This is a genomic window from Streptomyces sp. NBC_01520, from assembly GCF_045040375.1.
Lineage (GTDB): Bacteria > Actinomycetota > Actinomycetes > Streptomycetales > Streptomycetaceae > Streptomyces.
Genome location: NZ_CP109404.1, coordinates 3,288,282 through 3,301,809, shown reverse-complemented (window position 1 = coordinate 3,301,809; position 13,528 = coordinate 3,288,282). Strand labels below are relative to the sequence as shown.

Annotated in this window: 7 protein-coding genes; 5 read left to right on the top strand and 2 right to left on the bottom strand. The window is 70.0% G+C overall.

Annotation, left to right across the window (positions count from 1 at the left end):
* Positions 1–118: 118 nt before the first annotated feature.
* A complete protein-coding gene (locus OG524_RS14840) occupies positions 119–1,579 on the top strand; it encodes an MFS transporter (protein WP_405390338.1) in 1,461 nt (486 codons plus the stop codon).
* A gap of 161 nt (positions 1,580–1,740) precedes the next feature.
* Here OG524_RS14840 and OG524_RS14835 read toward each other — a convergent pair whose 3' ends face one another.
* A complete protein-coding gene (locus OG524_RS14835; protein WP_405390339.1) occupies positions 1,741–3,189 on the bottom strand; it encodes an NCS2 family permease in 1,449 nt (482 codons plus the stop codon).
* Between the two features lie 335 nt (positions 3,190–3,524).
* Between OG524_RS14835 and OG524_RS14830 the strand changes: the two genes are divergently transcribed.
* Positions 3,525–4,145: a helix-turn-helix domain-containing protein gene (locus OG524_RS14830; RefSeq protein WP_405390340.1), complete on the top strand. Its 621-nt coding sequence runs from the start codon at positions 3,525–3,527 to the stop codon at positions 4,143–4,145.
* Between the two features lie 39 nt (positions 4,146–4,184).
* On the opposite strand, the gene OG524_RS14825 is transcribed toward OG524_RS14830, so the two are convergent.
* Complete coding sequence (locus OG524_RS14825; protein WP_405812459.1) at positions 4,185–5,804, bottom strand: MFS transporter; 1,620 nt, start codon at positions 5,802–5,804, stop codon at positions 4,185–4,187.
* 595 nt (positions 5,805–6,399) lie between these two features.
* On the opposite strand from OG524_RS14825, the gene OG524_RS14820 reads away from it, so the two are divergent.
* The 3 genes from OG524_RS14820 to mfd all read left to right on the top strand — a co-directional run bounded on the left by OG524_RS14820 (position 6,400) and on the right by mfd (position 13,501).
* Positions 6,400–7,188, top strand: coding sequence for an ABC transporter ATP-binding protein (locus OG524_RS14820; protein ID WP_405390341.1), 789 nt, complete (start codon positions 6,400–6,402; stop codon positions 7,186–7,188).
* On the top strand, positions 7,185–9,764 hold the full coding sequence (locus tag OG524_RS14815; RefSeq protein WP_405810576.1) for an ABC transporter permease: 2,580 nt from the start codon (positions 7,185–7,187) through the stop codon (positions 9,762–9,764). Before OG524_RS14820 ends, OG524_RS14815 begins: the two co-directional genes overlap by 4 nt.
* 206 nt (positions 9,765–9,970) lie before the next feature.
* Positions 9,971–13,501, top strand: a complete 3,531-nt coding sequence (gene mfd / locus OG524_RS14810) for a transcription-repair coupling factor (RefSeq protein ID WP_405810575.1) — start codon at positions 9,971–9,973, stop codon at positions 13,499–13,501.
* Positions 13,502–13,528 lie beyond the last annotated feature (27 nt).

Genomic DNA, 13,528 nt, shown 5'->3' with positions numbered 1-13,528 from the left:
CATGATCCCACAGGACATGCATGGAACACATAACATGCATGACACACTAGACGTGTACGATGCACATCGCCGCATCCGGTGGCCTATGAGCAGACAAGCGTCAAGGAGTTCCCCCTTTATGGATGCCCCCCAGCCGACAGCCAGGTCAGGCGGTGTGATCGCCACGCTCGCCTTCGCCGGCATCGTGGCGGCGATCATGCAGACCCTGGTCACCCCGCTGATCGCGGAACTGCCGCAGCTCCTCGACACGTCCTCCTCCAACGCCGCCTGGGTGATCACCGCCACCCTGCTGGTCTCGGCCGTCTGTGTGCCGGTCTCCGGACGGCTGGGCGACCTGCTGGGCAAGCGCCGGATGCTGCTCGCGTGCGCCGTACCGCTGATCATCGGTTCGGTGGTGTGCGCGCTCGCGTCCTCCGTCGTACCCATGATCGTCGGACGCGGCCTGCAGGGCATGGGCATGGGCATGGTGCCGCTCGGCATCGCCCTGCTGCGTGACGTGGTGCCGAAGGAGAAGCTGAGCTCCTCCATCGCCCTGGTCAGCGCCTCCATGGGCATCGGCGGTGCCCTCGGCCTGCCGATCGCCTCGGCGGTCGCCCAGTACGCGAACTGGCGGGTGCTCTTCTGGGGCTCCGCCGTGCTGGCCCTCATCATCTTCGTCCTGATCTGGTTCCTGATCCCGGACGTCCCGGCCGGCGCCAAGGGGCAGCGTTTCGACGCACCGGGCGCCATCGGCCTGGCCGTCGGACTGGTCTGCCTGCTCCTCGCCGTGTCCAAGGGCGCCGAGTGGGGCTGGGGTTCCGTGACGACCCTCGGCCTGTTCGTGGCCTCCGTCGTGGTGCTCCTCGCCTGGGGATTCTGGGAGATGCGGACCAGGGACCCGCTGGTCGACCTGCGGACCACGGCCCGCCCCCGCGTGCTCATCACCAACATCGCGTCGCTCTTCGTCGGCTTCGGCATGTACGCCGGCATGCTGATCGCGCCGCAGCTGCTGCAGTTCCCCGAGGCCACCGGCTACGGCCTGGGTCAGTCGATGCTCCAGGCGGGCCTGTGGATGGCCCCCGGCGGCCTCATGATGATGCTGGTCTCCCCGCTCGGCGGGAAGCTCACCGACGCCCGCGGGCCGAAGTTCACGCTGATCTCCGGTGTCGCGGTCATCGCCGCCGCCTACGGGCTGGGCATCCTCCTGATGGGCTCCGCCTGGGGCCTGATGCTGTTCCTCATGGTCAGCAGCAGCGGCGTCGGCCTCGCCTACGGCGCGATGCCCGCTCTCATCATGAGCGCGGTCCCGGCTTCCGAGACGGCCGCCGCGAACGGGTTCAACACCCTCATGCGCGCCCTCGGCACCTCGATCGGTGCCGCGGTCATCGGCGCGGTCCTCTCGCAGATGACCATGGAGGCGGGTGGCTTCACCCTCACCTCCGAGGACGGGTTCCGCACCGGCCTGATGTTCGGCTGCGGTGTCGCCCTGGTCGCCGTGGCGATCGCGGCGTTCATCCCGGCCGTCCGCGGGTCCGCCACCACCACCGGCGAGAAGACCGACGCGCCCGCCTCGCCGGAGGTCGCCGCGGTCAAGAACTGACCCGGCACGCGTTCCCGTACGCAGAACTGCCCGGCTCCGAACCCCACGAGGGTTCCGGAGCCGGGCAGTTCTGCGTACGGACTCGGGCCGACGGCCGCCGGGGCGGCGTCCCGGATGGTGTGTCCGTGCCCCGGGAGCCCGCCTCGGCGGTGCTCGGCGTGCTACTTGATACCGAGGATCTGCTCCAGCGGGTCGATCGCGAAGTAGACGAGGAAGAGCGTCGCGGTGCCCCAGAGCAGCCAGTGGACCTCACGGGCCTTGCCCAGGCACGCCTTGATGATGACGTAGGAGACGAAGCCCGCGCCGATGCCGTTGGTGATGGAGTACGTGAACGGCATGACGGCGATGGTGAGGAACGCCGGGACGGCGAGTTCGTAGCGGTCCCAGTCGATGTGCTTGACCTGGGTCATCATCAGGAACCCGACCGCGACGAGTGCGGGCGAGGCGGCCTGCATGGGCACGATGGTCAGCAGGGGGGCGAAGAAGAGCGCCAGGGCGAACATGCCGCCCGTGATGAGGTTGGCGAAGCCTGTGCGCGCGCCTTCCCCGACACCCGCGGCGGACTCGACGTAGGTGGTGGCCGACGAGGAGGACGCGGCACCACCGGCGACCGCGGCCGCGCCGTCGATCAGCAGGACCCGGCCCAGGCCGGGGACCTGGCCGCGTTCGTCGAGGAGTCCGGCCTCGGCGGTGACGCCGACGACGGTGCCCATCGTGTCGAAGAAGTCCGACAGGATGAGGGTGAAGATGAGCAGGACGACCGTCAGGACGCTGATCTGGCCGAACGAGCCGAGCAGGTCGAACTGGCCGAGCAGCCCGAAGTCGGGTGCGGCGACAGGCTTGTCGGGCATGGCGGGGACGGTCAGACCCCAGGACTTCACGTCGGCCAGCGAGTTGATGACGATGGAGAGGACGGTCATCACGACGATGCTGATGAGGATGGCGCCCTTGACCTTGCGGGCGAGGAGCACGACCGTCATGATCACGCCGAGGCAGAAGATGAACATGGGCCAGCCGGTGAGGGTGCCGGTGCCGAGCTGGACGGGAACGGTCGAGTTCGCGGCGTCCGGGATGCGGGTGACGAACCCGGCGTCGACGAAGCCGATGAAGGCGATGAACAGACCGATGCCGACGCTGATGGCTTGTTTGAGAGCCTGTGGGATGGCGTGCATGATCGCTTCACGCAGGCCCGTCGCGACGAGTGCGCAGATCAGCAGGCCCTCGAGCACGATGAGGCCCATCGCGTCGTCCCAGGCCATGAGGGGGGCGACCTGGTACGCGACGACGGCGTTGATGCCCAGGCCCGCGGCCAGGGCGAGCGGCAGGTTGCCGCCCACGCCCATGATCAGGGTCATCACCGCGGCCACGAGGGCGGTGGCGGTCACCAACTGAACGGTGTCCAGTTGCTCGCCGAACTTGTCCTTCGCGCTGCCGAGGATGATCGGGTTGAGCACGAGGATGTACGCCATGGTGAAGAAGGTGGCGAAACCACCGCGAACTTCCCGGGCGTAGGTCGATCCACGTTCGGTGATGCGGAAGAACCGGTCGATGGCGCCGCCCTCGGATCTGGTCGGCGGTATCTCGGCCGGGCTGGTCTTGCTGGGGTGCATGGGAGGGTCTCCTGGGCCTGCAACGGACAAGGGGAAGGGGAAACCGCTGCTGCCCGGCATGGTGACAGGCAGTTGTGCGAACACACATGCGGCGCCTTGCGAGCGGATCATACGTGCCATGCCCTCACCGGCAAGGCCCTTGCAGGAGGTTGTATTAGATGGCCCGAAATCCCCTGTAGTTTCCTACGAAATCGCCGGTGATCTAATGAGTCAAACCGTGATTCAGGAGACAGCAGGCATGGATTTTCCCGTGATGATGCGCTTACGTCCTGTGCGTGCACCCTCCGCTCCCTTTCAATGCGCGCGCTGCCCGAGCCCTGCGTGAGAAGCTCGGGATGGCCCACGGTCACGTTGCTTACGGAATGAGGGCCTCCTTCGGGACGGCTCATGTCACGCCCGATCACATCGCGGCGTGGGAACGCGGCACCGCTCTGCCCGATGCGAATGAACTCGCAGCGCTGGCAGGGGCGTTGTGGTGTCATCCGCGCGAAATCATGGGGCACCCACGGACGTTGCGCGAGCACCGCACCGCCTGCGGGATACCGGCCGAGGACGTCGCCCGCGGAACGGGTCTGCCCCTGGCCGAATACCTCCGTATGGAGGAGGAGGGCCGGTGGACCGGTGACAAGAGACAGTCCGCGAAACTCGGCACCCTGCTCCGCCTGCCGCCACGCGACTACATCGCCATCACCGGGCTTGAGGACGAGCTGGCCCGCCTGCTCACCGAAGCTGTCAGCACCCGGTGGCAGGCGCATGTTCGAGCCATCGCCAAGCTCATCTCCATCGACCGCAAGCAGCTGAGCGAGCCGCTGGACTCCATGTACCAGGAGTACCAGGCACTCATGGCGGCCACGCTCAGCCGGGCCAGCGGCAGCACCGCGTCGGGCGAGGACGGGCGGCGCTACGTCGAGGAGATCGTCGACCACTTCTGGGCCAGGCTGTCGGAATACTCGTAGCCGGTCCCGGTCCGGGCCGTCCGGGACGGTTCCCGCCGCTCAGTCCCTGGGGGCCGGGGTGCTGTCCTCGTGCTCGGCCAGGAGCGGGAAGCGGCGCGGGGTGACGAACACCAGGACCAGCAGGGCCAGTCCGGCTGCCATGGCCGCACCGGTGAAGACGTGGTCCGTGGCGGTGTCGACGGCACGGCGCAGGTAGTCGGTCACGGCCGCGGTCGGGGCGTCCGGATCCGCCAGGGCGCGTGAGACGCCGTCCAGGTCGCCGGGGAGTCCCTCGACGGGGGCGTCCGCCAGCCGTGAGGCGAGTGCGGAGTTGGCCACCGCCCCGAAGAGCGCGGCACCGACGCTCTGGCCGACCTGACGGCTGAACAGGACGGACGCCGTCGTCGTACCCCGCTCCGACCAGCCGACGGTGGACTGGACCCCGACGATCAGCGGCAGCTGGAAGAGCCCGAGGGCCCCGCCGAGCAGCAGCATGAGCAGGGCGGGCTGCCAGGCGGCCCCGGGGAAGGGGATCAGCGGGAAGGCGGCCAGGGCCAGCAGGGCACCGGTCATGCCCGTGATCGCGGTGCGCCGGAAGCCGATGCGGTTGTAGACCCGGTCGGCGAGTGCCGCGGACAACGGCCAGCTCAGCGTCATGACGGAGAGGACGAAGCCGGCGGCTGTCGGGCTCAGTCCGAGGACCGACTGGGCGTACGTCGGAACGAAGACGGTCGGCGCGACCATCAGCAGACCCATCGCGCCGAGGGCCAGATTGACCGAGGCGATGGTGCGGCGCCGCCAGACCCAGCCGGGGATGACCGGTTCGGCGGCGCGCCGTTCGATCACGACGGTCAGGCAGGCGAGTAGCGCGGTGGCACCCAGCAGTCCGAGGGAGGGGGCGGACAGCCAGGGCCAGGCGACCCCGCCCCGGACGAGAGCCGTCAGCAGGAGGGCGCCGGTGGCGAAGACGGCGAGGGCGCCCGCCCAGTCGATCCGGGGACGGATGGCGGGGCGCGGCCGGGCGGGCTCGTGGAGGTGACGGACCACCAGCCAGAGGGCGACCCCGCCGATCGGCAGGTTGATCAGGAAGATCCAGCGCCAGTCGGCGTACGCGGCGAGCAGCCCGCCGACCGCCGGGCCGGCGACGGCGGAGGTGGCCCAGACTGTCGACAACTTGGCCTGGATCTTCGGACGTTCCTTGAGGGGGTAGAGGTCGGCGGCGATGGTCTGCACGGTCCCCTGGAGCGCGCCGCCGCCCAGGCCCTGGACTACGCGGAAGGCGATGAGCGCGGCCATGTTCCAGGCGGTCGCACAGAGCAGGGAGCCGACCAGGAAGAGGATGACGCCGCCGACGAGGACCGGCTTGCGGCCGAAGGTGTCGGAGAGCTTTCCGTACACCGGCAGCGTGACCGTCACGGCGAGCAGATAGCCGGAGAAGAGCCAGGAGAAGAGGGCGAAGCCGCCGAGGTCGCCGACGATCTGCGGGACGGCGGTCGCGACGATGGTGCTGTCGATGGCGACGAGGCCCGTCCCGAGCATGAGCGCGACGGCCACGGGACGGCGACTGCGGGCGGTGGCGGCCTCTGCGGCCCCTCTGCCCCTTCCCGCCCCCTCGGCCTCTACCGCCCCTTCCGCTTCTCGGGTCCCTCCGGCCCCTGTCCCAGGGCCGGTTGACTCCACCGGGCCGACGGCCTGCGCCGGACCGCCGCCGGTCCCGCCCACGCTGCTCGTCCCGCCCACGCTGCCGGTCCCGCCCACGCTGCCGGTCCCGCCCACGCCGCTCGTGCCGCTCGTGCCGCCGGTCCCGCCCACGCCGCTCGTGCCGCCCACGCTGCTCGTGCCGCCCACGCCGCCGGTACCGCCCACGCCGCTCGTGCCGCCGGTACCGCCCACGGGGTTTCCTTCCCTGTACACGTAATTTCTCGGGGTCACTGTCCCACCGCCGACGACGGGACGACAGCGGGCGGTCGAAGGGTGAGACTCCCGCGCGATCCCCTACCCCGGTCTCCTCCCGGAGGCCGTGACCCCTAGGGGGAGCTCCGTACTTCCGCCCAGGGGCCGTTCCTCCCGCCGGAGGACGTGCCGGGAAGGCCCCGCTCCTTACGGTGTTCCTACGCCGCGCTACACCGCGCATTGCGGCTGACCGCAGAGGGCGGGGTGGGGAAAACCCCACCCGAAGACTGCGCTGGGCACCAGCGCGCCGGACCCCCCTCGCACCCGAGACTCGGAACGTACACAGAGGCGTCCGGGCATCGACCGACATAGGAGAAAAACCGTGACAACGGCTGTAACCATTCCCAGGCACGGGGGCACTGGAGGGCGTACGGCCGTCGCCGCGCGAGCGCGACAGGTCGTCAAGGCATACGGCGTGGGGGAGACCCGGGTCGTCGCGCTCGACCATGTCGATGTGGACATCGAGCGCGGGCAGTTCACCGCGATCATGGGCCCGTCCGGCTCCGGCAAGTCGACGCTCATGCACTGCCTGGCCGGTCTGGACACCGTGACCTCGGGCGAGATCCACCTCGCGGACACCGAGATCACCAAGCTCAAGGACAAGAAGCTCACCCAGCTGCGCCGGGACCGCATCGGCTTCATCTTCCAGGCGTTCAACCTGCTTCCGACGCTCAACGCGCTGGAGAACATCACGCTGCCGATGGACATCGCGGGCCGCAAGCCCGACACGGCCTGGCTGCGGCAGGTCGTCGAGACCGTCGGTCTCGCCGAGCGGCTGAAGCACCGTCCGACGGAGCTCTCCGGCGGCCAGCAGCAGCGTGTCGCGGTGGCCCGCGCCCTGGCCGCCCGGCCGGAGATCATCTTCGGTGACGAGCCGACCGGGAACCTGGACTCGCGGGCGGGCGCCGAGGTGCTGTCCTTCCTGCGCAGGTCGGTCGACGAGCTCGGCCAGACCATCGTCATGGTGACCCACGACCCGGTGGCCGCCTCCTACGCGGACCGGGTGCTGTACCTCGCGGACGGGGTCATCGTCGACGAGATGCGGAACCCGACGGCCGATCAGGTCCTGGACCGGATGAAGGACTTCGACGCGCGCGGGCGGACGTCATGACCGTCTGGAAGACCTCGATGCGCAACTTCCTCGCGCACAAGGGCCGGATGGCTCTCTCCGCCGTGGCCGTCCTGCTGTCGGTGGCGTTCGTGTGCGGCACGCTCGTCCTCACCGACACCATGAACACCACGTTCGACAAGCTCTTCGCCGCGTCGTCGGCCGATGTCACCGTCACGCCCAAGGCTGCCGAGGGCGCGGACGATCTGCCGGAGAACGGCCGGCCCGAAGCGCTGCCCGCCTCCGTCCTCGCCCAGGTCGGGAAGGCCGACGGGGTGAAGGCGGCCGAAGGCGGAGTCATGAGCATGTCCGTCACGGTCGTCGACAGCCACAACAAGAACATGGGCTCCGAGACCGGCGCCCCGACGATCGCCGGCAACTGGACGCGCAACGACCTGCGTTCCATGGAGATCACCTCCGGTCACGCACCGCGCGGCCCGACCGAGGTCATGGTCGACGCCGACACCGCCGAGAAGCACGGCCTTAAGATCGGTGACGAGCTGCGGACCGTCGCCGTCACCGGTGACATCGAGGCGAGGATCAGCGGCATCACCGCCTTCACCGTGACCAACCCGGGTGCGGCCGTCGTCCACTTCGACACGGCCACCGCCCAGCAGAAGCTGCTCGGCAGGCCCGGTGTCTTCACCCACATCTCCGTCCAGGCCGAACCCGGTGTCGACGACAAGCAGCTGAAGAAGAACGTGGCCTCCGCCCTGGGCGCGGGTATGTACAAGCTGCAGACCCAGGACGAGTCCGCCGCCGCCAACAAGGACTCCATGGGTTCCTTCCTGGACGTCATGAAGTACGCGATGCTCGGCTTCGCCGGGATCGCCTTCCTCGTCGGCATCTTCCTGATCGTCAACACCTTCTCGATGCTGGTCGCCCAGCGCACCCGCGAGATCGGCCTGATGCGGGCCATCGGTTCCAGCCGCAAGCAGGTCAACCGGTCCGTGCTGGTGGAAGCGGTACTCCTCGGCATCGTCGGCTCGGTCCTCGGCGTGGGCGCAGGGGTCGGCCTGGCCGTCGGGCTGATGAAGCTCATGGGCGCCATAGGCATGGAACTGTCCACCAAGGACCTCACCATCGCCTGGACCACTCCGGCCATCGGCCTCGCGCTCGGCGTTGTCGTGACCGTCCTCGCCGCCTACATCCCGGCCCGCCGGGCCGGCAAGGTCTCCCCGATGGCCGCCCTGCGTGACGCGGGGACCCCGGCGGACGCGAAGTCCGGCTGGATCAGGGCCGGAATCGGCCTGGTCCTCACCGGTGCGGGTGCGGCGGCCCTGTGGGCGACGACGCAGGCGGACAAGGCGGGCGAGGGCTCGCTCTTCCTCGGCCTGGGCGTGGTCCTCACCCTCATCGGCTTCATCGTGATCGGCCCGCTGCTGGCCGGCGTGGTGGTGCGGGCGCTCAGCGTCGTCGTACTGCGGCTCTTCGGCCCGGTCGGCCGGCTGGCGGAGCGCAACGCACTGCGCAACCCGCGGCGCACGGGAGCGACCGGTGCGGCACTGATGATCGGCCTGGCCCTGGTGGCCTGCCTCTCGGTCGTGGGCTCCTCCATGGTCGCCTCGGCCACCGAGGAGCTGGACAAGTCGGTCGGCACGGACTTCATCGTCCAGTCGAGCACCGGCCAGCTGATCGTGCCGCAGGCGGCACAGGCCATCAAGAAGGTGCCCGCCATCGAGCACGTCACCGACTACAGGTCCGTCGGCGCGAAGCTCACCTCCCCCGACGGGAAGACGGAGGACGAGGGTGTCGTCGCCGCCGACCCGACGTACCAGGAGGACCTGCGGCGCACGACGGTCGCCGGTGACCTCGGCGACGCGTACGGCAAGAACGCGATGTCGGTCGGCGACGACTACGCCGTCCGGCACGGGATCGAGATCGGGGACGAGATCACGGTCGCGTTCAGGGCCGGCGAGACGGCGAAGCTGAAGGTCGCCGCGATCACCTCGGACGAGACGAACGTGGACAAGGGCGCGATGTACACGAACATCACGACCGTCGAGCAGTACCTTCCCGCCGACCGGATGCCCGAGAACATGATCATGTTCGCCAAGGCGAAGGACGGCAAGGAGAAGGAGGCGTACACGGCCCTCAAGAGTGCCCTCGCCGAGTACCCGCAGTACAAGGTGCAGAACCAGGCCGACTTCAAGCAGGACCTGAAGGACCAGATCGGCCAGCTGCTGAACATCGTGTACGGCCTGCTCGCCCTGGCGATCATCGTCGCGGTGCTCGGTGTGGTGAACACCCTGGCCCTGTCGGTGGTCGAGCGGACCCGGGAGATCGGCCTGATGCGGGCGATCGGCCTCTCCCGCCGCCAGCTGCGGCGCATGATCCGGCTGGAGTCCGTGGTCATCGCCCTGTTCGGCGCCCTGCTCGGCCTCGGACTGGGCATGGGCTGGGGCACCTCGGCCCAGAAACTGCTGGCCCTGGAGGGCCTCGGCGTCCTGGAGATCCCGTGGCCGACGATCCTCACGGTGTTCGTCGCCTCGGCCTTCGTCGGACTGTTCGCCGCGCTGGTCCCGGCCTTCCGGGCCGGCCGGATGAACGTCCTGAACGCGATCGCCACCGACGGGTGAATCCGGCGGACGTAGGATGACCCTGATCCGGCCCCGGTGCGTTCCTCCAAACGCCCCGGGGCCGGATTCCTGCGTGTGAGGTGCGTCCGGGACTCCCGTTGCGGGAGCGGCACCCACCCCGGAGTCGTACGCTGGAAACCCCCGGCCCGTCCTACGTGTCGGGCCCTTCGCGTTGCCCACCTCGCCCCACCGGACGGAATGCCTTCATGAGCCTGCACGGTCTGCTGGACGTCGTCGTCACCGACCCGGCGCTCTCCGAAGCGGTGAAGGCCGCCGCCGACGGCCACCGGACCCATGTCGACCTGGTCGGCCCGCCCGCCGCCCGTCCCTTCGCCGTGGCCGCCCTGGCCCGCGAGGCCGGGCGGACCGTGCTCGCCGTCACCGCGACCGGCCGGGAGGCCGAGGACCTGGCGGCCGCGCTGCGGACGCTGCTGCCGCCGGACACCGTCGCGGAGTTCCCGTCCTGGGAGACCCTGCCCCACGAGCGTCTCTCGCCGCGCTCCGACACCGTGGGCCGCCGCCTCGCCGTCCTCCGCCGTCTCGCGCACCCCCGGCAGGACGACCCGGAGACCGGCCCCGTCAGCGTGGTCGTCGCACCGATCCGCTCCGTACTCCAGCCGCAGGTCAAGGGGCTCGGCGACCTGGAGCCGGTGGCGTTGAGCAGCGGGCAGACCGCCGATCTGGGCGAGGTCGTGGACGCGCTCGCCGCCGCCGCGTACGCCCGGGTCGAGCTCGTCGAGAAGCGCGGCGAGTTCGCCGTACGCGGCGGCATCCTGGACGTCTTCCCGCCGACCGAGGAGCACCCCCTCCGGGTGGAGTTCTGGGGCGACGACGTCGAGGAGATCCGATACTTCAAGATCGCCGACCAGCGTTCCCTGGAGGTCGCCGAGCACGGGCTGTGGGCGCCGCCCTGCCGGGAGCTGCTGCTCACCGCGGACGTGCGCGAGAGGGCCGCGGCGCTCGCCGAGGCCCACCCGGAGCTGGGCGAGCTGCTGAACAAGATCGCCGAGGGGATCGCCGTCGAGGGCATGGAGTCCCTCGCGCCGGTCCTGGTCGACGAGATGGAACTGCTGCTCGACGTGCTGCCGAAGGGCTCCATGGCACTGGTCTGCGACCCGGAACGGGTACGGACCCGGGCGGCCGACCTCGTCGCCACCAGCCAGGAGTTCCTCCAGGCGTCGTGGGCGGCCACCGCGGGCGGCGGCGAGGCCCCGATCGATGTCGGCGCGGCCTCCCTGCGGGGCATCGCCGACGTCCGTGACCACGCCCGCGAGCTGGGCATGATGTGGTGGTCCACGTCCCCGTTCGCCGCGGACGACGAGCTGGACGACGACACCCTGAAGCTGGGGATGCGCGCCCCGGAGACGTACCGCGGCGACACCGCCCGGGCGCTCGCCGACACCAAGGGCTGGCTGGCCGACGGCTGGCGCACGGTGTACGTCACCGAGGGGCACGGGACGGCCTCCCGCATCGCCGGGGTCCTCGGCGGCGAGGGCATCGCCGCCCGCATCGACCAGGACCTCGCCGAGATCGCCCCGTCCCTCGTGCACGTCGCGTGCGGCGCCCTCGACCACGGCTTCGTCGACCACGGCCTGCGGCTGGCCGTGCTGACCGAGACGGACCTGACCGGCCAGCGCACCGCGAGCAAGGACCTGGGCCGGATGCCGGCCCGCCGCCGCAAGTCCGTCGACCCGCTGACCCTCCAGTCCGGCGACTACATCGTCCACGAGCAGCACGGTGTCGGCCGCTACATCGAGATGGTGCAGCGCACCGTGCAGGGCGCGACCCGCGAGTACCTCCTCGTCGAGTACGCCCCCGCCAAGCGCGGCCAGCCCGGCGACCGTCTCTACATCCCCACCGACCAGCTGGAGCAGGTCACCAAGTACGTCGGCGGCGAGGCACCCACCCTGCACCGGCTCGGCGGCGCCGACTGGACCAAGACCAAGCAGCGGGCGAAGAAGGCGGTCAAGGAGATCGCCGCCGACCTGATCAAGCTGTACTCCGCGCGGATGGCGGCCCCCGGCCACGCCTTCGCCCCGGACACCCCGTGGCAGCGCGAACTGGAGGACGCCTTCCCGTACGCGGAGACGCCCGACCAGCTGTCCACGATCGCCGAGGTCAAGGAGGACATGGAGAAGTCCGTCCCGATGGACCGGCTGATCTGCGGCGACGTCGGTTACGGCAAGACGGAGATCGCGGTCCGCGCGGCCTTCAAGGCGGTCCAGGACGGCAAGCAGGTCGCCGTCCTCGTCCCGACGACGCTCCTGGTCCAGCAGCACTTCGGCACGTTCACCGAGCGGTACGCCCAGTTCCCCGTCAACGTACGGGCGCTGAGCCGCTTCCAGTCGGACACCGAGTCGAAGGCGACACTGGAGGGGCTGAAGGACGGGTCCGTGGACCTGGTCATCGGCACGCACCGGCTGTTCTCGTCGGAGACGAAGTTCAAGGACCTGGGCCTGGTCATCGTCGACGAGGAGCAGCGCTTCGGCGTCGAGCACAAGGAGCAGCTGAAGAAGCTCCGCGCCAACGTCGACGTGCTCACCATGTCCGCGACGCCCATCCCCCGTACGCTCGAAATGGCCGTCACCGGCATCCGTGAGATGTCGACGATCACGACGCCCCCGGAGGAGCGGCACCCCGTCCTCACCTTCGTCGGGCCGTACGAGGAGAAGCAGATCGGTGCGGCCGTCCGGCGTGAACTCCTGCGTGAGGGTCAGGTGTTCTACATCCACAACCGGGTCGAGTCCATCGACCGGGCCGCGGCACGGCTGCGCGAGATCGTGCCCGAGGCGCGGATCGCCACGGCGCACGGGCAGATGGGCGAGAGCGTGCTGGAGCAGGTCGTCGTCGACTTCTGGGAGAAGAAGTTCGACGTGCTCGTCTCCACGACGATCGTCGAGTCCGGCATCGACATCTCCAACGCCAACACGCTGATCGTGGAGCGCGGCGACAACTTCGGCCTCTCCCAGCTGCACCAGCTGCGCGGCCGGGTCGGCCGTGGCCGGGACCGGGGCTACTCCTACTTCCTGTACCCGCCGGAGAAGCCCCTCACCGAGACCGCGCACGAGCGCCTGGCGACGATCGCCCAGCACACCGAGATGGGTGCGGGCATGTACGTGGCGATGAAGGACCTGGAGATCCGAGGCGCCGGAAACATGCTCGGCGGGGAACAGTCCGGCCACATCGCCGGTGTCGGCTTCGACCTGTACATCCGGATGGTGGGCGAGGCGGTGGCCGACTACCGGGCCGCGGTGGACGGCGGGGTCGAGGAGGAGCCGCCGCTGGAGGTCAGGATCGAGCTCCCCGTCGACGCGCACGTCCCGCACGACTACGCCCCGGGGGAGCGGCTGCGCCTCCAGGCGTACCGGTCCATCGCCTCCGCGAACACGGAGGACGACATCAGGTCCGTCCGCGAGGAGCTCACCGACCGCTACGGCAAGCTGCCCGAGCCGGTGGAGAACCTCCTGCTGGTCGCCGGTCTGCGCATGCTGGCCCGGGCCTGCGGGGTCGGCGAGATCGTGCTGCAGGGCCCGAACATCCGGTTCGCGCCGGTGGAGCTGCGGGAGTCGCAGGAGCTGCGGCTGAAGCGGCTGTACCCGAAGACGGTCATCAAGCCGGCAGCCCACCAGATCCTGGTGCCCCGCCCGACGGCGGGCCGGATCGGCGGCAAGCCGGTGGTGGGCCGCGAACTCCTCTCGTGGACCGGAGAGTTCCTCACGACGATTCTGGGGTCCTGACTCCCGGGGCCGGGACGCCGGACGGGC